19 protein-coding genes are annotated in these 22,390 nt (G+C 69.1%); 9 read left to right on the forward strand and 10 right to left on the reverse strand.

All coding sequences use genetic code 11. The features are described 5' to 3' along the window. Positions 1-67: 67 nt before the first annotated feature. From EOD42_RS15555 to EOD42_RS15565, 3 genes are all read left to right on the forward strand, one after another. Complete coding sequence (locus tag EOD42_RS15555) at positions 68-1,204, forward strand: PQQ-dependent sugar dehydrogenase (protein WP_127788476.1); 1,137 nt, start codon at positions 68-70, stop codon at positions 1,202-1,204. A 214-nt stretch (positions 1,205-1,418) separates the two neighbouring features. After that, on the forward strand, positions 1,419-2,183 hold the full coding sequence (locus EOD42_RS15560; protein ID WP_164867959.1) for a TorF family putative porin: 765 nt from the start codon (positions 1,419-1,421) through the stop codon (positions 2,181-2,183). Between the two features lie 111 nt (positions 2,184-2,294). Next, positions 2,295-3,650 (forward strand): cytochrome P450, encoded by a 1,356-nt coding sequence (locus EOD42_RS15565; RefSeq protein ID WP_164867960.1) that lies wholly within the window; start codon positions 2,295-2,297, stop codon positions 3,648-3,650. Between the two features lie 190 nt (positions 3,651-3,840). Here the strand turns inward: EOD42_RS15565 and EOD42_RS15570 are convergent, their stop codons facing one another. The 3 genes from EOD42_RS15570 to hflK all read right to left on the reverse strand — a co-directional run bounded on the left by EOD42_RS15570 (position 3,841) and on the right by hflK (position 7,461). Next, complete coding sequence (locus EOD42_RS15570; RefSeq protein ID WP_127788478.1) at positions 3,841-5,439, reverse strand: DegQ family serine endoprotease; 1,599 nt, start codon at positions 5,437-5,439, stop codon at positions 3,841-3,843. Positions 5,440-5,578: 139 nt separating this feature from the next. Further along, positions 5,579-6,457, reverse strand: coding sequence for a protease modulator HflC (gene hflC, locus EOD42_RS15575; protein WP_127788479.1), 879 nt, complete (start codon positions 6,455-6,457; stop codon positions 5,579-5,581). Continuing rightward, complete coding sequence (gene hflK / locus EOD42_RS15580) at positions 6,454-7,461, reverse strand: FtsH protease activity modulator HflK (protein ID WP_338069641.1); 1,008 nt, start codon at positions 7,459-7,461, stop codon at positions 6,454-6,456. The genes hflC and hflK overlap by 4 nt, the downstream gene beginning before the upstream one ends. Before the next feature lie 421 nt (positions 7,462-7,882). Here hflK and apbC point away from each other — a divergent pair, with 421 nt between their 5' ends. Continuing rightward, positions 7,883-8,968, forward strand: coding sequence for an iron-sulfur cluster carrier protein ApbC (gene apbC, locus EOD42_RS15585; protein ID WP_127788481.1), 1,086 nt, complete (start codon positions 7,883-7,885; stop codon positions 8,966-8,968). 105 nt (positions 8,969-9,073) lie between these two features. Here the strand turns inward: apbC and EOD42_RS15590 are convergent, their stop codons facing one another. Both EOD42_RS15590 and hpnH read right to left on the reverse strand, forming a co-directional pair. Next, on the reverse strand, positions 9,074-9,745 hold the full coding sequence (locus EOD42_RS15590) for a DUF599 domain-containing protein (RefSeq protein WP_127788482.1): 672 nt from the start codon (positions 9,743-9,745) through the stop codon (positions 9,074-9,076). Between the two features lie 47 nt (positions 9,746-9,792). Beyond that, a complete protein-coding gene (hpnH, locus tag EOD42_RS15595) occupies positions 9,793-10,971 on the reverse strand; it encodes an adenosyl-hopene transferase HpnH (RefSeq protein WP_127788483.1) in 1,179 nt (392 codons plus the stop codon). A 163-nt stretch (positions 10,972-11,134) separates the two neighbouring features. Between hpnH and EOD42_RS15600 the strand changes: the two genes are divergently transcribed. Genes EOD42_RS15600 through EOD42_RS15610 form a run of 3 tightly spaced genes read left to right on the forward strand, consistent with a single transcriptional unit; the run spans position 11,135 to position 15,773 of the window. Then, complete coding sequence (locus tag EOD42_RS15600; RefSeq protein ID WP_127788484.1) at positions 11,135-11,515, forward strand: copper resistance CopC family protein; 381 nt, start codon at positions 11,135-11,137, stop codon at positions 11,513-11,515. Between the two features lie 6 nt (positions 11,516-11,521). Continuing rightward, the gene (locus tag EOD42_RS15605) at positions 11,522-13,195 is read left to right on the forward strand and encodes a copper resistance D family protein (protein WP_127788485.1); all 1,674 of its coding nucleotides are present in this window, start codon (positions 11,522-11,524) and stop codon (positions 13,193-13,195) included. Continuing rightward, positions 13,185-15,773, forward strand: coding sequence for an MMPL family transporter (locus tag EOD42_RS15610; RefSeq protein WP_127788486.1), 2,589 nt, complete (start codon positions 13,185-13,187; stop codon positions 15,771-15,773). Before EOD42_RS15605 ends, EOD42_RS15610 begins: the two co-directional genes overlap by 11 nt. Positions 15,774-15,868: 95 nt before the next feature. On the opposite strand, the gene apaG is transcribed toward EOD42_RS15610, so the two are convergent. Genes apaG through metZ form a run of 3 tightly spaced genes read right to left on the reverse strand, consistent with a single transcriptional unit; the run spans position 15,869 to position 18,106 of the window. Beyond that, positions 15,869-16,276, reverse strand: a complete 408-nt coding sequence (apaG, locus tag EOD42_RS15615) for a Co2+/Mg2+ efflux protein ApaG (RefSeq protein WP_127788487.1) — start codon at positions 16,274-16,276, stop codon at positions 15,869-15,871. Between the two features lie 2 nt (positions 16,277-16,278). Beyond that, on the reverse strand, positions 16,279-16,890 hold the full coding sequence (locus EOD42_RS15620; protein ID WP_127788488.1) for a LysE family translocator: 612 nt from the start codon (positions 16,888-16,890) through the stop codon (positions 16,279-16,281). A 4-nt stretch (positions 16,891-16,894) separates the two neighbouring features. Continuing rightward, positions 16,895-18,106 carry an O-succinylhomoserine sulfhydrylase gene (gene metZ / locus EOD42_RS15625; RefSeq protein WP_127788489.1) on the reverse strand — a complete coding sequence of 404 codons (1,212 nt, stop codon included), beginning with the start codon at positions 18,104-18,106 and terminating at the stop codon, positions 16,895-16,897. 254 nt (positions 18,107-18,360) lie between these two features. On the opposite strand from metZ, the gene EOD42_RS15630 reads away from it, so the two are divergent. Further along, a complete protein-coding gene (locus EOD42_RS15630; RefSeq protein ID WP_127788490.1) occupies positions 18,361-19,287 on the forward strand; it encodes a 3-hydroxyacyl-CoA dehydrogenase NAD-binding domain-containing protein in 927 nt (308 codons plus the stop codon). 155 nt (positions 19,288-19,442) lie between these two features. Here the strand turns inward: EOD42_RS15630 and EOD42_RS15635 are convergent, their stop codons facing one another. Beyond that, positions 19,443-20,132, reverse strand: a complete 690-nt coding sequence (locus EOD42_RS15635) for a YopT-type cysteine protease domain-containing protein (RefSeq protein WP_127788491.1) — start codon at positions 20,130-20,132, stop codon at positions 19,443-19,445. Positions 20,133-20,266: 134 nt separating this feature from the next. Beyond that, a complete protein-coding gene (locus EOD42_RS15640) occupies positions 20,267-21,430 on the reverse strand; it encodes a mandelate racemase/muconate lactonizing enzyme family protein (protein WP_127788492.1) in 1,164 nt (387 codons plus the stop codon). Between the two features lie 95 nt (positions 21,431-21,525). Here EOD42_RS15640 and EOD42_RS15645 point away from each other — a divergent pair, with 95 nt between their 5' ends. Beyond that, complete coding sequence (locus EOD42_RS15645; RefSeq protein ID WP_127788493.1) at positions 21,526-22,383, forward strand: LysR family transcriptional regulator; 858 nt, start codon at positions 21,526-21,528, stop codon at positions 22,381-22,383. The last annotated feature ends 7 nt before the right edge of the window (positions 22,384-22,390 follow it).

The following is a 22,390-nucleotide window of genomic DNA, read 5'->3' on the forward strand; positions in this document are numbered from 1 at the left end:
CCAGTGTTTTCCCGGTCATACGGTCTGACAAGCTGGGAAAGTGCCGAATCCTTCCCATGTGACAGGCATGTCGACCCGCCGTGCCCTGCTTCTGGCCAGCCCCAGCCTGGCCACTGTTCATCGGGCCCATGCCCAGTCCGTCACCATTCAGACCCAGGCCGGGCGCCTGCGCGTCAGCAAATGGTGCGGCGGCCTGTCCCACCCCTGGGGTGCGGCCTTCCTGCCCGACGGCCGCATGCTGGTGACGGAGCGCGAGGGAAGGCTGCGGCTGATCTCCCCCGATGGCCGGGCGGGCCCGCCCATCAGCAACCTGCCGCCGCTGGAGGCCGCGGGCCAGGGCGGGCTGCTGGACGTGAAGCTGGCCGCCGACTTCGCCTCCAGCCGCCGGATCTGGCTCAGCACCGCCACGCTGGTGGCGGGCGGGGCGCTGACGCGGCTGTCCTCGGCACGGCTGTCGGCTGACGGCACCCGGCTGGAGGATGTGACCGCCGTGCTGGATGCGGCACCCGCCCAGTCGCGCGGGCGCATCCATTATGGCGGGCGCATCGCCGTCAGCCCCGATGGCCGGCACGTGTTCCTGACGACGGGCGAGCGCAACGAGAACCGCGCCCGCGCCCAATCCCTCAGTGACCTGGCGGGCAAGGTGCTGCGGCTGACGGCCGAAGGGCGCGTGCCGGCGGATAATCCCTTTGCCGGCCGGGCGGGCGCCCGGCCGGAGATCTGGAGCTATGGCCACCGCAACCCGCAGGGCATCGCCTTCAGCCCCACGACCGGCAGCCTGTTCGTGGCGGAGTTCGGCCCGCTGGGCGGGGATGAGCTGAACCTGATCCGCCCCGGGCTGAACTATGGCTGGCCGGTCGTCAGCCATGGCCGGAACTACGACGGAACCATCATCAGCAACCGGGCGGAGGCTCCGGGGATGGAACCGCCGCTGCGCGCCTGGGTTCCGGCGATCAGCCCCTCGGGGCTCGCCTTCGGGCCGATGGACGGGCGGATCACCGGGTGGCGCGGCAGCGCCTTCATGTGCTGCCAGAACACGCCCGGCCTGCTGCGCATCGCCATGCAGGGCGACCGGCCCGGCGCGGAGGAAAGGCTGCTGTGGAATGAGCACCGGGTGCGACTCCTGGTCTTCAACCAGGAGGGTTCAGGACACGTGCTGGTTGATGCGGATGAGGGCATGATCCTTCGCATCGAGCCGATCTAGCTAACACAGCCGTAAAATATCACTGAATTTTTGCTCGTTTTTTATGCTTTCGTACTCAGAAATGGTGCCGTTTTTAACACAACCTCCACTAAGACCTCACCTCGACGTCACTTTGCCCGAAACTGCCTGCTCCATTGGCAGCTGCACGCATGGTAGCGACGTCATGCATACGCAGGCGCAGACGGCGCCCGCGACGAGGAAGGACGACGACCTAATGTTGCTACGCACCGCCGCCCTGGCGCTTTCGCTCCTGGTCCCAGCCATGCTGGCGAAGCCGGCAGCCGCCCAGACCGCCATCGGCGAAACGGGCCTCACCATCGGTGGCACGCTGGGCTTCCAGAGCGACTACCTGTTCCGCGGCATCAGCCAGACGCGCAGCCGCGTCGCCGGTCAGGGCTCCCTTGAGCTGTCGCACAGCTCGGGTTTCTACATCGGCACCTTCATCTCGAACGTGGATTTCCTGGGCTATACGCCCCGCGCCGAAGTCGACGCGCTGGCCGGCTACCGCTTCACCGCGCTGAACACCAATTTCGACCTGGGCGTGTCCTGGTACACCTATCACAACTTCAACCGTCGTGACGGCCAGTTCCCGATCAACTACTTCGAGTTCATCGGCAAGGCGACGCATGAAGTCGGCCCCGTGACGCTCGCCGGGCAGATCGCGATCTCGCCCAACTACTTCGGTTCCTCGGGCACCGGCGTCTACGTCGAGGGCGGCGGCGACTGGAACACCGGCCTGTTCGGCCTGATGGTCGGCGCCCGCGTCGGCTACCAGTGGATCGAGCGCAACCCGCGCTTCGGCACGCCCGACTACGCGAACTGGAACATCGTGCTGTCCCGCCCGATCGACCTGGGCAGCTTCGGCACCGTGACGGCGGCCGTGGGCTACTACGACACCAACATCAGCCGCGCCGAATGCGGCGGCGGGCAGAACATCTGCCGCGCCCGCGCCCTCGGCTCGCTGACCTGGAAGTTCTGAGAACCGTCCTTCTGAGACGAGAATCGGGGGCCCTGGCGAAAGCCGGGGCCCTTCTCGTTTCGCGGTGCAGGATCGGTGTATGCTCGCCCATCAGCCGGAGACCCGCGCCGCATGAGCGACCAGATGGCGGAAGAATTCATCCCGCCCCATCCGCCGCGCCTGGAAAAGCGCCCGTCCCTGCTGCGCAGCATCGCGCTGTTCCGGCGCAGCATGCTCGATGTCTGGATGAAGGGGCATTTCGCCTCTGACTTCTTCGCCACCAAGATCCTCCGGCGGCGGATCTTCGTGTGCAATTCGCCCGATACGGTGCGTGAGGCCTTCGTCGAGAAGGCCGAGACCTTCCACCGCAAATCCCCCCAGCAACGCTATGCGCTGGAGCCCCTGCTGGGCGACGGGCTGTTCGTCTCCGAGGGCGAGACCTGGCGCCAGCGCCGCCGCGCGGTCGCGCCCGTCACCCATGCCTCCCGCATGCGGGAACTGGCGCCCGTGATGACGGAAGTCGCCGGCGAATGGGCCGATCGCTGGCGCGCCCTGCCCGACGGGGCCGAGATCGACGCGCTGGAGGAAATGGCGCGCATGACCGCCGAGGTCATCTGCCGCACCCTGTTCGGCCGCGCGCTGGGCAGCGCCTCCGCCGAGACGGTGGTGCATGCCTTCTCCGCCTATCAGGCGCGGGTGGGCCAGACCGCGCTCGGCGCCATGCTGAACCTGCCCGAGGCGATCTCAAGCCTGCAGGGATTCGGCACCCGGCGAGAGGCACGGCGCATCCACGCCGTGCTGGATGAGCTGATCGCCGCCGTCCTCGCCGCCCCGGATGTGGGGGAGGCCTCGCTCGTCCGCGCCCTGTCCGCGCTGCAGGCCATGGAGCCCTGGGCCCTGCGCAACGAGGCCGCGACCCTGTTCATGGCCGGGCATGAGACCACGGCGAACACCATGGCCTGGTCCTGGTACCTGCTCTCACAGTCATCGGCCGATGCGCAGCGCCTGGCCGATGAGGCCAAGGCAGTGCTGGGCGGCCGCAGCGCCACGCTGGAGGATGTCGATTCGCTGCCCTTCGCCCGCGCGGTGATCGAGGAAAGCCTGCGCCTCTATCCGCCCGTGCCCGTCCTGGCGCGCGAGGCGCTGGAGGACGGCGAGTTGGCCGGCAGGCCGGTGCCCAAGGGCTCCCTGGTGCTGGTCGTGCCCTGGCTGCTGCACCGGAACCCGAAGCTGTGGGATGCGCCCGATACCTTCAGGCCGGCGCGCTTCCTCGATGCCTCGCCGCCGCGCTACGGCTATGTGCCCTTCGCCATCGGGCCGCGCGTCTGCACCGGGCAGCAATTCGGCATGGTGGAGACGGTGATCTGCCTGGCGACCCTGGCCCAGCATGCCGCCCCCAGGCTGAAACCCGGGCACAAGGTGGCCCCGGTCAGCCGGCTGACCCTGCGGCCGGGGGATGCGCTGCCGATGGTGATGCGGAAGGCGTGACGCCGGGGCTTTGCCCCAGACCCCGCCAGGACCGTAGCGGCCCGGTCAATAAAATGGCGCCCCACCTTCGCAGGCAGGGCGCCAAACTTGTCTCGGTCCAGGACCGAGTTCGGTCCTGGCGGGGTCGTCAGGGGCAGCGCCCCTGACTGCTTTTCCCCACTGGGGGCTCCGGGGGCTAAGCCCCCGCCGTTTACCGCCCCAGCCGCAGCGGCACGAACCGCTGCCCGTTCTGGCTTTCCACCAGGAACAGCGCGGTGCCCCGGCCCTGGCGGCGCAGGCGTTCCACCCGCTCCGTCAGTTCCTGCGGGGTGCCCACGCGTTCCTGCTGCACTTCCAGGATGATGTCGCCCGGGCGGATCTCACGCTCTGCGGCCGGCGAGTTCGGGGCCACTTCCACCACGGCCACGCCGCGCTGGTCGGGGCGCAGGCGCAGGCGCTCACGCAGTTCCGGCGTGATGCCGGCCACGCGCAGGCCAAGGCCCGTGATCTCCGTGGGGCGGCCGGGCTGCGGCACGGCGCGCTGCTCGGCCGAGGCCAGCTGCTGCTCGGGCGGCAGTTCGCCCAGCGTGACGTTCACCGTCACCTCGCGCCCGTCGCGCCACAGCACCACCGGGGCACGGGTGCCGACGGAGGTCTCGGCCACGATGCGCGGCAGGCTGCGCATGTCGCGCACTTCCTGGTTGTTGAAGCGCAGCACCACGTCGCCGTTGCGGATGCCCGCCTCGGCCGCGGGCGTGCCTTCCTGCACGCGGGCCACCAGCGCACCGCGGGTGCCGTCGCGCAGGTTCAGGCTCTCGGCGATCTCGTCCGTCACCTGCTGGATGTTCACGCCCAGCCAGCCGCGACGCACGCGCCCGCCCTCGGCCAACTGCCGCGTGATGCCGCGCGCCAGGTTGGACGGGATGGAGAAGCCGATGCCGATGGAGCCGCCGCTCGGCGAATAGATGGCGGTGTTGATGCCCACCACCTCGCCGCGCATGTTGAACAGCGGGCCACCGGAGTTGCCGCGGTTGATGGCCGCATCCGTCTGGATGAAGTCGTCGAAGGGGCCCTGGCGGATGTCACGGCCACGGGCCGAGACGATGCCCGCCGTCACGGTGCCGCCCAGGCCGAAGGGGTTGCCGATGGCCAGCACCCAGTCGCCCACCTCGGAAGTGTCGCTATCGCCCCAGGGGACGAAGGGCAGCGGCCGGTTGGCGCGCACGCGCAGCACCGCAAGGTCGGTGCGCGGGTCGGTGCCGATCAGCTCGGCGCGCAGCGTCGTGTTGTCCTGCAGGATCACGTTGATCTCGCTGGCGCCGTCGATGACGTGGTTGTTCGTCACGACGATGCCCGAGGCATCGATGATGAAGCCCGAACCCAGAGAGTTGCCGCGACGGCCCTGCGGGCCGGGGGCGCCGGGGCCACCGGGGCCCTGGCTGCCCGGGCCCTGGCCGCCGGGGCCTTCATCGCCCGGGCGGTTCCGGTTGAAGAAGTCGCGGAAGAATTCCTCGAAGGGGCTGCCTGGCGGGGCCTGGGGCATATCCGGCGCGTTGGGGCGGGCACCGGGCCCACCCGGACGCACCGGCGCGCCGCCGATGGTGGTGGAGACGTTGACCACCGCCGGCAGCAGCCGGCGCGCGAGCGGGGCGAAACTGTCGGGACGGCCGGCGGGCACGTTCTCCGCGCCGGCCGCCGGGGGGGCGGCTGCGGGGGGCACGGCGGGCGTGGCGGTCTGGGCCAGCACGGTGGGGGGCGAGAAGGCTGGGATAGCCAGGCTCGCGGCGAGAATGGCGGCGGAGAGACGCATGGGCACCTCGGTGTGACTGGCCTTTCGGCCCGATCTCAGTGAACGGGCTTTCGACCCGATGGTATGAACCGTAACGCCGTAAAGTCTCCCGGGGATGACGGGAGCGTCACCCCCGGGAACAAACAGTATCTTTAATGTTTCAGCGCGGGGCCGAAGGGGCCGGCATCTGCCGCAGATAACGGAAGAAGTCGCTGTCAGGGGTCAGCACCATACGCGCCTCACCGTTCGAGAACACCTCCCGGTAGGCCTGCATGGTGCGCCAGAACTGGAAGAACTCCGGGTTGCGGTTGAAGCTCTCGGCGAAGATGCCGATGGCTTCCTGCTCACCGGTACCGCGCAGGATGTTGGCCTGGCCCTCGGCTTCCGCAAGCAGCACGGTGCGGTCGCGCTCGGCCTGGGCACGGATGCGGGCGGAAACCTCGGCACCCTCGGCGCGGGTCTCGCGCGCGACCTTCTCACGCTCGGACTGCATGCGCGCCAGGATGGCCTGGGTGTTTTCGTCCGGCAGGTCCGTGCGGCGGATGCGGACGTCCACCACCTCGATGCCGAAGCGGCGGGCTTCCTCATTCACCTGTCGGCGGATCTCGCCCATCACGCGGGCGCGGTCGGAGGACAGCACGGAGAGCAGCGGCTCGCTGGCCAGCACGCGCCGCAGGGAGGAGCTGACGATGGAGGACAGGCGGCCGCGGATGCCCATCTCGGCCTGGCCGGCGGTCTGGAAGAACACCAGCGGGTCGGTGATGCGATAGCGGGTGAAGCTGTCCACGATCAGGCGGCGCTGGTCGGAAAGGATCACTTCCTCGCCCGGCGCCTCATAGTCCAGCAGGCGGGCATCGAAGGCGATCACGGCCTGCACGAACGGGATCTTCACATGCAGGCCCGGCTCATTGATCACGCGCACGGGCTGGCCGAACTGCGTGACCAGCACCTGCTGGGTCTGGTGCACGGTGAAGAAGGCGGAAAAGGCGGCGATGACGGCGACGACGACGACGCCGGCCGCGATGGCTGCGCGGTTCATCGCGTCACCCCCGGGTTGCGGGTTTGCGGGATGAGCGCGGGGGCGGCGGTGGGCGCGGCCTGGCCGGGCACCGGGCCCGGCGCGCGGGCGGCCGGCGGCGTGCCGAGCTGCAGGAAGGGCACCACGCCCTGCAGCCGGTCATCCACCAGCACCACCGGGTTGCGGCGCAGGATCTCTTCCATGGTTTCCAGATAGATGCGGCGCGACGTCACGTCCTGCGCCTGGGTATAGGCCGTCAGAACGGCGGCGAAGCGGCCGGCCTCGCCTCGGGCACGGGCGACCTGGCTGTCGCGGAAACCCTGGGCCTCCGCCAGCATGCGCTCGGCCTCACCACGCGCGCGGGGGATGATGTCGTTGCGATAGGCCTCGGCCTCGTTGCGCATGCGCTCGCGGTCGGCATTGGCGCGCTGCACGTCGCGGAAGGCATCGACCACGGCGTTCGGCGGGTCGACCTTCTGCATCTGGATCTGCACGATCTCGATACCCGCGCCGTACTGGTCCAGCACGGCCTGGGTGCCGCGACGGACATCCAGCTCGATCTGGGCGCGCGCCTCGGTCAGCGCGGCCTGGATGTTGGTGCGGCCGATCACCTCGCGCATCACCGATTCGGCGGCGGATTTCACCGTGTCGTCCGGGTTGCGGGTGTTGAACAGATAGTCGCTGGCATCGCGGATGCGCCAATGGATGGCGAAGTCGATGTCCACGATGTTCTCGTCGCCGGTCAGCATCAGCGATTCGGCGGCCACGTCGCGGGCATTGCCCATGCGGCCGGGCTGCAGCTGCTCGCCGCCCGCCCGGAAGCCGACATCGACGCGGTTGATGCGCGTCACGCGCGGGGTCGTCACGCTCTCGACCGGCCAGGGGATGGCGTAGTTCAGGCCCGGCTGCGCGGAACGGTTGTAGGCGCCGAAGCGCATCACCACGCCCAGCTCATCCGGCTGCACCCGATAGAAGCCCGAGGCGCCCCAGATCGCGACGACGGCCACGGCCGCCAGCGCGACCATGCGACCGCCACCCGACCCGCGCGGAAGGAAACGACGGATGGTGTCCTGCAGCTGGCGTATTGCCTCCTCCAGGTCCGGTCCGGGGCCGCCGGGCGGGCGCTGGCCGCCACCTCCAGGCCCACCGTTCGGAGGGGGATTTCCCCAAGGCCCACCCTGATTGCCAGGAGGGCGCGGGCTGCCCCAGGGGCTCTGCCCGCCATCATTCCACGCCATCTGCGTCGTTTTCTCCGCGAAGCCTGAGTAGTGAGGGCACCGGACGGCACCCAACGTGACAAAGAGTTTAGATTAGCCGACCGCAATGCGCCACCTGCCAAGGGGAACCCTGGGGGGGTGCGCTGCGACGCGCTTGCGTCCATATCTCTGCCGCGTCGGGGATATTGCCCGGCATTACAGAGTTTTCAACGGAAGACGGACCCCGCCGATGTCGGAACATGCGGTACGCCAGGCCCTGGCGCTGGTGAAGGACCCCGGAACGGGCAAAGGGCTGGTCGAGGCAGGCTTCGTCGAGGCGGTGCTGCTGCGCGACGGGCTGGTGCAGGTCACGCTCGCCGTCCCGCGCGAACGCGCGCGGGAAATGGAAGCGGTGCGCGCCGCCGCCGAGGCCGCCGTGGGCGCCCTGCCCGGCGTGCTGTCCGCTACCGTGGTGCTGACGGCCCATAAGCCCGCCGCCGAGGCGCCCGCCAAGCCCGCCCCCGCAGGCCAGGGGGCGATGCTGATGCCGGGCGTGAAGCACATCGTGGCCGTCGCCTCCGGCAAGGGCGGGGTGGGCAAGTCCACCACCGCGGTGAACCTGGCCGTCTCCCTTGCCGCGCAGGGGCTGCGCGTGGGGCTGCTGGACGCCGACATCTACGGCCCCTCCCTGCCGCAGATGCTGGGCACGCAGGAGAAGCCGCGCGTCGCCGCCAGCCGCATCCACCCGATCGACCGCTGGGGCCTGAAGGCCATGTCCATCGGCTTCCTGGTCGAGCAGGAAACCCCCATGGTCTGGCGCGGCCCCATGGTCATGGGCGCGCTGGAACAGATGATGGGCCAGGTGGAGTGGGGCGACCTCGACATCATGGTCGTGGACATGCCGCCGGGCACCGGCGACGCGCAGCTGACCATGTCCCAGCGGGTGCCGCTGGCTGGTGCGGTCATCGTCTCCACGCCGCAGGACGTGGCGCTGATCGACGCCCGGCGCGGCGTGCGCATGTTCGAGAAGGTGAACGTGCCCGTGCTCGGCCTGATCGAGAACATGAGCTTCTACTGCTGCCCGAATTGCGGTCACCGCGCCGACATCTTCGGCCATGGCGGGGCGGAGAAGGAAGCCGAGCGCCTCGGCACGGAGTTCCTGGGCGCGCTGCCGCTGAAGCTGGCGATCCGGGAACTGGCGGATGCCGGCACGCCCATCGCGGCCGCCAAGCCCGACAGCGAGGAGGCCGGGCACTACCGCGCCATCGCGGCGCGGCTGTGGGGGAAGCTGAACGGGGAAGCGAAGCCGAGAGGGCCGAAGATCAGCTTCGAGTAATGTTCTTTTTTGGAAAAAAGAACCAAAAAACTTTTGTGAGCTTTGGGCCTGCCTGAAACTCACAAAGTCTTTTTGCTTCTTTTTCTTCAGAAAAAGAAGAATGCCTTACTGCGCCTGCAGCGCATCCCGCACCACCGAGCGGAACTCCCGCCGGTGGATCTCATACAGCACGAACAGGCTGGCGATGATCAACGCCACCGGGTGGATGATCCAGGCGAGCGCGGCCAGGCCGAAATAATAGCTGCGCAGGCCGGAATTGAAGTGCTTGGCGCCCCGGTTCACCACCCGCGCCGCCGCCTCGGCCCGCGCGATCGCCTGGGTGTCCACCGGCAGCCCCACCACCAGCGTGCTGGTGTAGTTGAACTGGCGGAACGCCCAGGTCAGCTCGAAGAAGGCGTTGATGAAGATCACGATCAGCACGCCGATCTTCACCTCCCACATCGCCTCGTTGGGCACCTCGCCCCAGGGCAGCGCCGCCACCACCCGCCGCCCCACATCGGGCGCCGCCAGCAGCGCCATCAGGCCGCCCAGGATGAAGATGGAGGTGGAGGCGAGGAAGGAGGTGGAGGACATCAGGTTGCCGATGGTCGCGATGTCCGCGATGCGGTTGTCCCGGCCCAGCGAGGCGATCATCCAACGCCGGCGATGCTCGTCCATCGCCGCGATCACGCTGCGGGCGCGGATGCGCGGCATGCGGTCCACGACATAGGCGTAGACCACCCAGCACAGCACAAAGACCGCGAAGGCCAGCCAGTCGAGAAAGGTAAGCGGGGGCATGCCCTGGCTATAGCACAGGGGGGCGGCCGGCGCCCCCCTCCGGCGTGTTACTCCGCCGCCACCTGCTTGCCGCTGCCGCCATGCTTGGCGCCGCGCGCGGGCTCATGGGCGATGTCTTCCATCACCTTCTGCACATGGCCGCTGAACACGTATTCGGCCGGGCGCTGCTTGGTCAGGTCGATCTCGGGGGCCATCGGGCCCTCAGTGCGGGGGCCGCGGAACTGCGCGGTCAGCGCCTTGATCGGGTGCTTCAGCGCGTCGATCGCGGCCGTCGCCTCGAAGCCCGAATGGACCATGCAATCGGCGCACTTCTCGTAGTTGCCGACGCCGTACTTGTCCCAGTCGGTGGTGTCCATCAGCTCCTGATAGGTCTTGGCATAGCCTTCACCCAGCAGATAGCAGGGGCGCTGCCAGCCGAAGATGTTGCGCGTCGGGTTGCCCCAGGGCGTGCAGTTGTAGGACTGGTTGCCGGCCAGGAAGTCCAGGAACAGCGGGCTGTTGCCCATGCGCCACTTGGCCTTGCCGCCCTTGGCGCCGGTGTTGCGCGACAGCACGTCGCGGAACAGCTCCTTGGTCGCCTGGCGGTTCAGGAAGTGCTTCTGGTCCGGCGCGCGCTCATAGGAATAGCCGGGGGACAGCATGATGTTGTCCACGCCCATCGCCGTCACGTCGTCGAAGAACTTCGCGGTGCGCTCGGCATCGGCGTTGTTGAACAGCGTGCAGTTGATGGCGGTGCGGAAGCCCTTGTCGCGCACCTTCTTCAGGGCCGCCACGGCGCGGTCGTACACGCCTTCCTGGCTCACGGCCCAGTCATGCTGGGCGCGGTCGCCATCCAGATGGATGTCCCAGATGAAGCGCGGGTGCGGCTTGTAGTCGTCCATGCGCTTTTCGAGCAGCAGGGCGTTGGTGCACAGGATCACGATGCGGCCCTGGTCGAGCAGGCCCTTCACGATCTCCGGCATTTCCTTGTGCAGCAGCGGCTCACCGCCCGCGATCGCCACCACCGGCGCGCCGCATTCCTCGGCGGCACCCAGGCTTTCCTCGACGGTGAGGCGCTTGTTCAGGATCTTGTCCGGATAATCGATCTTGCCGCAGCCGGCGCAGGCCAGGTTGCAGCGGAACAGCGGCTCCAGCATGAGGACGAGCGGGAAGCGCTTGCGCCCCGACAGCTGCTGCTTGAGCACATAGGCCGCGACCTTGGCCTGCTGAGAAAGAGGAATACCCATCCGGCGGGTTGCTCCTGGAATCCTGGGTGCGAGACGGCACCGAAGTGCAGCCCTATAGCATGCGGCGCCGCAGCGCCAAACCTTCCCGCACATGGCCTTCCTGCAAGCTTTCGCAAGGTTTCTCCCCGTTGCACCTGCGCGGGGGCGACCCTAGTTTCCGCCCATGCCCAAAATCGCCCGCCGCGCCGTGATGGCCTCTCCCTTCCTGCTGGCCGTTCCCGGCACCGCGCGGGCCCATGCGATTCTGCGGCGATCCGAGCCGGCGGCCGGGGCCACCGTGCCACCGGGGCCGCTTCGCATTCACATCCTGTTCAACAGCCGCATCGACCACGAGCGCAGCCAGATCCTGATCGCCCCTGCCCGGCGCGGCGGCGGCGGCACGGCCGATGAGGTGCGGGTGGAGCTGGAAGCAGGCCTTCCCGCCACGGAAATGGCCGGCACCACCCAGCCCCTGGCACCGGGCAACTGGCGCTTCCGCTGGCAGGTGCTGGCGCTGGACGGGCACATCACCCGCGGCGACGTCCTGTTCACCGTGGCGGCCTGACGCCTCGTGGAGCTGTTCCTCGACCTCTACGGCTTCCTCTCGGTGGTGCTGCGGGCGCTGGCGCTAATCGCGCGCAGCGTCACCATCGGCACGCTGTTCTACATCCTTCTGCTGGCGACGCCGCTCGCGGCCCGATTCCAGCCGGGCGACTCCGCGCTGATGCTCGATTCGGCGCGCCGCATCGGGCTGCGGGCCGGCTGGGTCACGCTGGGCGCCACGCTGCTGGCGGTCTCGCTGGGGCTGGTCGCGCTGATGGGCTCGCTCGATGTCGGGCTGGCGCAGGCGCTGGGTGCGGGTTTCGCGCTCTCGGGTGCCGGGGTGCTGGGCTTCACGGTGCTGGCCATGCTGGCGCTGCTGCCGCATGGCGCGCCGGGCGGTCCGCGCATGGCGGTGCTCGGGCTGGCGGCCCTCGGCATGCTGGCCTCCGCCGCGCTGGGCAGCCACGCCATGGCGCGTGAGGAAGCGCGCGGGCCCATGCTGCTGGCCACCTTCCTGCACCAGATGGGTGCCGCGCTGTGGCTGGGCGGGCTGCCTGCCTTCATGGCGGCGCTGCGGCTGGGCTGGGCGCCGGCGGCCGCGCAGGCCGTGGGCACGCGTTATTCCGGGCTGGCGGCCGCAGGCGTGCTCTGCATCATCGGCGGCATCATCGGTTTCTACCTGGGTTATATCGGCACGCCCGAGGGGCTGTACGGCACCGCCTATGGCGCCATGAGCCTGACCAAATCCGCCCTGATGGGCTTCCTGCTGCTGCTGGGCCTCGGCAATTTCCTGCTGCTGCACCATTTCGCCCGCGGCCATGCGGCCACCGTGCTGCCCCGCGTCCGCCGCTTCGTCGAATGCGAGATGATCGCGGGCATCTGCATCTTCGGCATCGCCGCCAGCCTGACCAGCGTGCCGCCCGCCGTGGACCTGCCCGACGACCGCGTGGAGTGGCACGAGATCGTCGACCGCTTCACCCCCCAGGCCCCGCGCCTGGTCTCGCCCAACCACGAGGATCTCGCGATCCCGAACCTGCAGGCGCAGCTGGACGCCGAATACCAGGCCCGCCAGGCGCCGGACCGCCCGCAGGCCTTCATCCCCGGCGAGGGGCTGCTGCCGCCGCGCAACGCCTTCGACCTGGCCTGGAGCGAGTACAACCACAACATCGCGGGCTTCATCGTGCTGGCCGTGGGCCTCGCGGCCCTGCTGGACGCCACGCGCCGGGTGCCATTGGCCCGGCACTGGCCCTTGCTGTTCATGGGCCTCGCTGTGTTTCTGTTCCTGCGATCGGACCCCGAGGCCTGGCCCATGGGCCAGATCTCCTTCCTCGATTCGCTGCGTGACCCGGAGGCGTTGCAGCACAAGCTGCTCTCCTTCCTGGTGGTGATCTTCGCGGTGTCGGAATGGCTGGTGCGGCTCTCGGGCAAGCGCACGGCGGCCGCCTATGTCTTTCCGCTCTCGATGGCGGCCGGCGGCTTCCTGCTGCTGGCGCATACCCACGCCATCGCCAATATCCGCGAGGCGCTGCTGGTCGAGCTCTCGCACCTGCCGCTGGGTGCGGCCGCCGTGGTCGCGGCCTGTGCCCGCTGGGTGGAACTGCGCAGCGAGCCGGACGGCTGGCTGGCGCGCCTCGGCCGCTGGACCTGGCCCTGCTGCCTCATCTTCATCAGCCTGATCCTGATCTTCTACCGTGAAGCCTGATACCTACGTCTCCCGCGCTGTCGCCGCCCTGGTCGGCTTCAGCCTGCGTCATGCCAAGCTCATGGTGCTCGCCTATGTCGTGCTCACCGTGGGTGCGGGCTGGCTGACGGCCACCCGCTTCCAGCTCACCTCCGACGTGTCGCTGCTGTTCCCGCAGGATCTGGCCTGGCGCCAGACGGAACGCGCGCTGTCCCAGGCCTTCCCCCGGCGCGACGACCTGATCGCCGTCGTGGTGGATGGCCCAACGGGTGCCGCCGCCGACCGCGCGGCCGAGGAACTGGCCACCCGGCTGCGCGCCCGGCAGGACCTGTTCCGGGTGGTCCGCCGCCCGGATGCCGGCCCCTTCTTCGAGCGCAGCGCGGGCCTGTTCCTGGACCTGCCCGAGGTCCAGTCCCTCGCGGACCGACTGATCGAGGCGCAGCCCCTGCTGGGCACGCTGGCGGCCGACCCGTCCATCCGTGGCGTGGCCGACCTGCTGCGCACCGCCATGGAGGGGGTATCGCGCGGCGACACCACGCTGGAGCCGCTGGCCGGCCCGCTCTCGGCCTTCGCGCGCTCCGCCGAGGCCGCGCTGCGCGGTGAGGTCTCCGAACCCGACTGGACCCGGATGATGACCGGCCGCGAGCCCGGATCGCTGGAGACACGGCGCTTCGTGCTGGTGCAGCCGGTGCTGGATTTCTCGCACCTTGCCGCCGGCGGCAGCGCGACGGATGCCATCAGGGCCGCCGCGGCGCCGCTGATGCTGAACGGGGTGGACATCCGCCTCACGGGCGGCGTGCCGATGGCCGATGAGGAGTTTTCCACCCTCTCGGAAGGCGCGGTCGAGAATGTCGTGCTGTCTCTGGGCTTCACCGTGCTGCTGCTGTGGATGGCGCTGCGCAGCTGGCGGCTGATCCTGCCGCTGATGGCCCTGGTGGTGGCCGGGCTGTTCTGGACGGCCGCCTTCGGCGTGCTGGCGGTGGGGCGGTTCAACCCGCTGTCGATCGCCTTCGCCGTGCTGTTCATCGGGCTCGGCGTGGATTTCGGCATCCAGTTCTCCGTGCAGTATCGCGCGGAGCGCAAGGCCGCCGGCGCCCTGGCCCCTGCCCTGATGCAGGCCGCGCGCGTGGCGGGCCCCGGCATGACGCTGGCCGCCATGTCCTGCACCCTGTCCTTCTTCGCCTTCATCCCCACCGAGTATCTGGGCGTGCGGGAGCTGGGGCTGATCTCGGGCGTCGGCATGCTGATCGGCTGGCTGATGGCCATGACGCTGCTGCCCGCCCTGATGCTGCTGATGAAGCCGGAGGCCGAGGGCCGCGAGGTGGGCTATCCGGGCTTCGCGCCACTCGATGCCTTCCTGTTGCGGCGGTCCAAGGCGGTGACGGGCTTCGCCGCGCTGCTGGCCGTGGCCTGCATCGCCATCCTGCCCTGGCTGCGTTTCGACACCGACCCCATCAACCTGCGTGACCCGGGCAAGGAATCGGTCAGCACCTTCATCGAGCTGATGAACAGCATCGATACCAACCCCAACACGCTGGACGCGCTGGCGCCGAACCTGGACGCCGCCCAGGCCCTGGCCCGCCGGCTGGAGGCCCTGCCCGAGGTCGGCCGCGTGCTGACCCTGCGCAGCTTCATCCCGGAACAGCAGCCCGAGAAGCTGGCCATCATCCAGGATGCGGCCATGCTGATCGGCCCGACCCTGGCCACCCCGCCGGGCCCCGCGCCCAGCGATGCCGATGTGGCGGCCGCGCTGTCCCGTGCCGGGGCCGCGTTGCACGGGGCCCAGGGCGACAGCCAGGCCGCGCGCGATGCCCGCCGGCTGGGTGCCGCCTTCATCCGGCTGGCCGATGCCCACCCGTCGCAGCGGGAGGCCCTGTCCCTGGCCCTGCTGCCCGGGCTGCGCACCACGCTGCGGCAGGTCAATGCGCTGCTCTCGGCGCAGGAGGTCACGCTGGAAAGCCTGCCGGCCGACCTGCGCGCCGACTGGATCGCGGCCGATGGCCGCGCGCGCGTCGAGATCGCGCCCCGCATCCAGGGCCATAACGGCGATGCCATGCGCGCCTTCGCCAACGCCGTGCAGCGCGTGGCCCCCGAGGCCAGCGGTGCCGCCATCTCCACGGCCGCTTCCTCCGAGACGGTGCAGAAGGCCTTCCTGGTGGCGGGCGTCATCGCCGTGGTGGCGGTGCTGGCGCTGCTGGTGGTGCAGCTGCGCAGCCTGAAGCTGTCGCTGCTGGCCATCGCGCCGCTGGCCATCGCCGGGCTGATGACCCTGGCCCATTGTGCGCTATTCGGCCCGGACCTGAACCTGGCCAACATCATCGCCCTGCCGCTGCTGTTCGGCATGGGGGTCGCCTATGACATCTACTACGTCACGGCCTGGGTGCGCGGCGAACGCAACCTGCTGGCCAGCCCCCTGAACCGCGCGGTGATCTATTCCGCCGTGACCAACGCCACGGCCTTCGGGGCGCTGGCCATCTCGCCGCACCCCGGCACGGCCAGCATGGGCGTGGTGCTGGGCGTGTCGCTGATCTACTCGCTGGGCTGCGTGATGCTGCTGCTGCCGGCGATGCTGGCGGTGTTCGTGAAGACTGAAAGATGAATGTTCTTTTCTATAAAAAAGAACCAAAAAATTTTTGATTATTAAAACCCACAAAAGTCTTTTTGCTTCTTTTTCTGCAGAAAAAGAAGATTCCTTTAATGCACCCCGTGCGGCTCATGTGGTGAATCCAGGCTGAAGGCGGGGATCACCACATCGAAGGGCTCGCCGCTGCCGGTATCCACCATGTGGTACATGCCGCGCATGAAGCCCGAGGGCGTCGCGAGCGGCGTGCCGGAGGTGTATTCGAAGGCCTCTCCGGGTTCGAGCACCGGCTGTTCGCCCACCACCCCGTCGCCGTGCACGCGCTGCTGGCGGCCCTGGCCGTCGGTGATCAGCCAGGTGCGCTTCAGCAACTGCGCCGTGGCGGTGCCGCCATTCACGATCCGCACCCGATAGGCCCAGACGAACTGGCCCTTTTCCGGCTCCGACTGGTCCTCCAGGTAGAAGGCCTGGACGGAGACGGTGATGCCGCGCGTGGTGGCGGTGAAGCTGGGTGCCGCCATGGTCAGGCCCGCCGCATGGCCGCGGTGGCGACACCCGCGCCGATCAGCGCGGAACCACCCAGCCGGTTGAACCAGCGCCGCACCCCCGGCCGCGTGACGGCGCCGGAGAGGCGCCCGGCCAGCAGCGCATAGGCCAGCGCATTCACCGCCGCCAGGCTGACGAAGGTGGCGACCAGCACCACCGCCTGCGGCAGGAAGGGCGCCCCCGCATCCACGAACTGCGGGACGAAGGCCACGAAGAAGGCGATGGATTTCGGGTTCAGCGCCGTCACGACATAGGCATCGCGCATCGCGCGCCGCCCGGTCATGGGCGGCACGGCGCCCGCCGTGACGGGCGCGCGCCACAGCTTCACGCCCAGCCACACCAGATAGGCCGCCCCCGCCCATTTGAAGGCGGTGAACAGCAGGGCGGAGGCGGCCATGACCGCCCCCAGCCCCGCCAGGGACAACGACATGGCCGTGAGATCCCCGAGCGCGACCCCGGCCACCAGCGGCAGCGCATGCCGCCGCCCAGCGCCGAGCGACTGGCCGATCACCAGCAGGATGGTCGGGCCGGGAATGGCCAGCATCACCAGCGTGGCGGCGACGAAGCCGGCCCAGGTCTCAAGGCTCATGTGTTCACTCCGCGGCGAGCGCGACCGGTGAGGCCGCGTCCAGCGCCTCGGCCAGGTCGTCGATCAGGTCGGCCACATCCTCCAGCCCCACCGAGAGGCGCACGGCACCGTCGGAGATGCCGAGCTTCGCCCGCTCCTCCGCGCCGATGCGCAGATGGGTGGTGGTGGCGGGGTGCGTCACCATGGACTTGCTGTCGCCCAGGTTGTTGCTGATATCGATGATGCGCAGCGCGTCCATGAAGCGGAAGGCCGCCTCCTTGCCGCCCTTCAGCTCCAGCGCCACGAGGGTGCCGCCGCCGCTCATCTGCTTCAGCGCGAGGGCATGCTGCGGGTGGTCGGTGCGGGTCGGGTAGGCGACGCGGGCGATCTCGGCGCGCTCGGACAGGAAATCGGCGATGGCGGCGGCCGACTTGGACATGGCGTCCACGCGCAGCTTCATCGTCTCCAGACCCTTCAGGATCACCCAGGCGTTGAAGGGCGACAGGCCGGGGCCGGTGTTGCGCACGAAGGGCTGCAGCACGTCATTGACCCACTTCTTGTTGGACAGCACGGCGCCGCCCAGCACGCGGCCCTGGCCGTCCATATGCTTGGTGCAGGAATAGGTGACGACGTCCGCGCCCAGCTCCAGCGGCTTCTGCAGCAGGGGCGTCGCGAACACGTTGTCCACCACGACCAGGGCGCCTGCGGCATGCGCCAGCTCGGACACGGCGCTGATGTCCACCAGGTCCAGCATCGGGTTGGACGGGCTTTCCAGCAGCACGATGGCGGTGGGCTTGGACAGCGCCGCCTTCCACTGCGCCAGGTCGCCGCCATCCACGAACTCATGCGTGATGCCATAGCGGCCGAGCAGGTTCGCCACGATCCAGTGGCAGGACCCGAACAGCGCGCGGGATGCCACCACATGGTCGCCGGTCTTGAGGTGGGACAGCATCGCGGCATGGACCGCCGCCATGCCGGTCGCGGTCAGCCGGCAGGCTTCCGCGCCTTCCAGCGCGCAGAGACGGTCTTCCAGCATGGTCAGCGTCGGGTTGCCGAAGCGCGAATACTGGTAGTGCTCGATGCGGTTCTCGAAGGTGTCCTCGGCCTGGCCGGCGGTGTCATAGACGAAGCCGGAGGTCAGGTAGGGGATTTCCGCCGTCTCGCCATGGTTGGAACGCAGCGTGCCGCCGCGGACCAGCAGGGTTGCGGGGCGAAGGGGACGATCGGGAAGTGCCATGGGTGCCTCAAATCTCGAACGGGCGTCCGGCCCCCAGATGGTGAGGGGGCGAGGCGGAGCATAGCCCCGCTTCGGCCTGTTTAGCGCGTTTGTTTTTTAAGCCACCCCCTGGGAGATGACAGCTCGCCGCAAGCTGGCCGGACAAATCGCGAGCGGGCGCATGAAGCCCCCAGGGGCAGGCGGCGTCAAGGGTGCCCCCTTCATGCCAGCCGCGCATTGGGGAATGATGCGCGAAACGCCAGGAGGGAAACGCCATGCACCACACCGTCGCCGTGATCGGCTCGGGCCTGATCGGGTCCAGCTGGGCCACGCTGTTCCTGGCCGCCGGGCTGAAGGTGCGCGCGAGCGACCCGGCCCCGGGCGCCGAGGCGCGCATGCGCGCCTTCATCACCGATGCCTGGCCCGCCATGCAGGCGCTGGGGATGGACAAGGTGGGGCTGGAAGCCGGTCTCTCGGCGCTGAGCTTCCATGCGGCGCCCGAGGAAGCGGCGCGGGGCGCCGGCTTCGTGCAGGAAAACGCACCCGAGCGGCTGGAGATCAAGCGCCAGACCTATGCCGCGATCGAGGCCACCCTGGCGCCCGACGCGATCATCTCCTCCTCGACCAGCGGCATCATGCCGAGCGACCTGCAGGCGGGCATGAAACACCCCGAGCGGCTGGTGGTGGGCCACCCCTTCAACCCGCCGCACCTGATCCCGCTGGTGGAGGTAGTGCCGGGCCGGGCCACGTCGGAGGCCACGGTCGAGGCCGCGCTCGCCTTCTACCGCGCCATCGGCAAGGTCGCGATCCGCGTGCGGAAGGAGGTGGTGGGCCATGTCGCCAATCGCCTGCAGGCCGCCGTGTGGCGAGAGGCGGTGCATCTGGCCAAGGAAGGCGTGGCGTCGGTCGAGGATATCGATCTCGCGGTCTCGGCCGGGCCGGGGCAGCGCTGGTCCATCATGGGGCCCAGCAAGACCTTCAGCCTGGCCGGCGGCCCCGGGGGCGTGGAGCATTTCCTGGACCATCTGGGCCCGGCCATGGAGAGCTGGTGGGCCGATCTGGGCACGCCGCGCATCGACGAGGCCGCCCGGAAGATCCTGATTGAGGCCTTCGGCAAGCCGGATGCCGAGGCGTTCCGCCGCATGGTTGCCTGGCGGGATGCGGCCCTGCTGCGGCGGTTGAAGGCGCTGGCCGAGGATTAGGCCTGCGGACACTCGGCTCACGTGCGCGTCTGACACCGTCGTTTCCGCGCTGACGGCGTCAGACCCCTTGCCGATGCCCCAGCTGCTGCGGCTTCTTCCTGGCCAGCGCGAAAACCCGCCGCCAGCCACCTCCGAAAGCCAGGTGTCCGCCGGCCCTAAGGCACAATCGCCGCGCGGAAGAAGTACATGAAGCGCTTGTCGAGCAGCTTGTAGCGCGTGGTCAGCGCCGCCATGGCGTAGTTGATCTCGGCCTCGGGGATCTTCAGCTCGCCGATATTCGGGTCGAACAGGTACAAATGCTTGCCGTAGCCGAACAGCTTGCCCGAGGAGAGGTAGGTCGCCATGGCATGGCCCACCCCGAAGCCCGAAAGCGCCAGCACGTTGTAGTTGTGGGACTGCCTCAGCGCCGTCAGCAGCCCGGCATCATTCGTGAAGTCATGCCTGTGGACGGTGCCGTGCAAACTCATGTTGTAGCGCCGGGCCGCGGCGCTGAGGCCGGTGCGCTGGGCCTCCGCCTCGCTGGCGCCGCCGGTGGCCTTGTTCTGCTGATAGGCCAGCTGCACCTGCCGTGCCTCGTTGATCACCTGCTGGGTGTTGAACAGGCCGGCGGCACCGAAACGCGGGGCGTTGCGGTTGGCTTGATGGGTGCGGATCCAGAACATCGACAGCGCGACGCACACACCGCCCGCGACATCGGAGCCCGCGCCCAGCGCCTGGGTCAGCGCGCTGCCCTGGCTGTAGGCGGCCACCAGATACGGTCTCAGCGCCGCACCGGTAATGCCCAGCGCCTTGGCGCCATCCGCCATGAAGGCAAGATTGTCGAATTCATCCACGGATTTGGGCATCGAGGCCTCCCTGCGTCGGGCGCCCGTGGCGCCCGTTTCTGCATGTCAGGGCGTCTCATGCCCGGTGCGGTGGCGTAGCAGCCACCGCACCGACCTAGCCAATAGAGGCTTTGAAAGCCGTTAATCGGCAGTGCCTATTCCGCCAGCTCGCGCATCACCTTGATCAGGTCCGACTTGCCCTCGAAGCCGATGCCCGGCAGCTCCGGCATCACGATATGGCCGTTCTCGACCTTCACGCTGTCCGGGAAGCCGCCATAGGGCTGGAACAGGTCCGGGTAGCTCTCATTGCCGCCCAGGCCGAGGCCCGCCGCGATGTTCAGCGACATCTGGTGCCCGCCATGCGGCACGCAGCGGCTGGGGGACCAGCCGAACTTCTTCAGCTCCTCCAGCGTGCGCAGGTACTCGACCAGCCCATAGGACAGCGCGCAGTCGAACTGCAGCCAGTCGCGGTCCGGCCGCATGCCGCCGTAGCGCAGCAGGTTGCGGGCATCCAGGTGGCTGAACAGGTTCTCGCCGGTCGCCATCGGGCCCGGATAGAACTCGGACAGTGAGGCCTGGAGCGCATAGTCCAGCGGATCACCGGCTTCCTCGTACCAGAACAGCGGATAGTCCCGCAGCATCTTGGCGTAGGCGATGGCGGTCTCCAGGTCGAAGCGGCCATTGGCGTCCACCGCCAGCTGGGCCTGGCTGCCGATTTCCTTCAGCACCGCCTCGATCCGGCCGCGGTCCTCCTCGATGGAGGCGCCGCCGATCTTCATCTTCACCACGTTGTAGCCGCGGTCGAGATAGCTGCGCATTTCGGCGCAAAGCTGGGAATTGTCCTTGCCCGGGTAATAGTAGCCGCCGGCGGCATAGACGAAGACGCGCGGGTTGGCTTCCTTGCCCTGGCTCTCGGCCAGCAGGCGGAACAGCGGCTTGCCCGCGATCTTGGCCGTCGCGTCCCAGATCGCCATGTCCAGCGTGCCGACGGCCACGCTGCGCTCGCCATGGCCGCCCGGCTTCTCGTTGGACATCATGGTGGCCCAGATGCGGTGCGGGCACAGGTTGTCGCCGGCCTCGTTCAGCAGGGTCTGGGGTGCTGCCTCCAGGATGCGGCCGCGGAAGCGCTCACGGATCAGCCCGCCCTGGCCGTAGCGGCCGTTGGAGTTGAAGCCGTAGCCCACCACCCGGCGGCCGTCGCGCACCACGTCTGTCACCACGGCCACCAGGCTCGTGGTCATCTTGGTGAAGTCGATATAGGCATTGCGGATGGGCGAGGCGATCGGCTGGGTGATCTCGCAGACGTCGATGATGCGCATGGGCGTACTCCCTTGTTCGGGGCGGACCCTAGGTCTGGACCCCACCGCGCGGCCAATGCCAAGATCGGTTCATGTGATGCGCGAACGGTATCGTCGTGGAATTGGACTGGCTGAAGGATTTTCTCGCGCTCGCGGAACAGCGGAACTTCTCCCGCGCGGCGGAGTTGCGCCACGTGACCCAGCCCGCCTTCAGCCGCCGCATCCGCGCGCTGGAGGACTGGATCGGCACCCCCCTGTTCGAGCGCGGCGCCCAGGGCGCGGAGCTGACCGCCGCCGGCACCCATTTCCACCCCCTGGCCGAGGACATGCTGCACCGCCTGCACCGCGCCCGCCGCGACACCAAGGCGGTGGCGGAACGCGAGGCCGCGTCCCTGTCCATCGCGGCCACCCATGCGCTGTCCTTCACCTTCTTCCCCGGCTGGATCCGCGCGCGCCTGCCGCTGGAGGCGCTGGGCACGATCAACCTCGTCTCCGACAGCCTGGAGGCCTGCGAGCAGATCATGCTGGCGGGCGAGGTGCATGCCCTGCTGTGCCATCACCACCCGGACGCGCCGGGCCGGCTGGAGGCCGGGCGGTTCGAGAGCCGGGTGGTTGGCGGCGACGTGCTGGTGCCGATGTGCGCGCCCGGTTCGGCCTGGACGCTGGAGGGCCCGACGCGCCTGCTGGGCTACAGCCAGGCCTCCGGCTTGGGGCGCATCCTGGCCGCCGCCGCCCCCACCCTGCCCGGCCCAGCCGAGGTGGTGTTCACCTCGCACCTGGCCGCCACGCTGATGACGATGGCGCGCGAGGGCTATGGCGTGGCCTGGCTGCCCATGACCATGGCCGGGGAGGAGCTGGAACGCGGCCGGCTGGTCAGGGCCGGGGGCGAGGCGTTCGATGTACAGGTGGAGATCAGGCTGTTCAGGGCGCTGGGCGGGAATAACCCCGGGGCGGCGCTGCTGTGGGGGATGTAAGTTAGAT

The organism is Rhodovarius crocodyli (assembly GCF_004005855.1).
Classification (GTDB): Bacteria; Pseudomonadota; Alphaproteobacteria; order Acetobacterales; family Acetobacteraceae; genus Rhodovarius; species Rhodovarius crocodyli.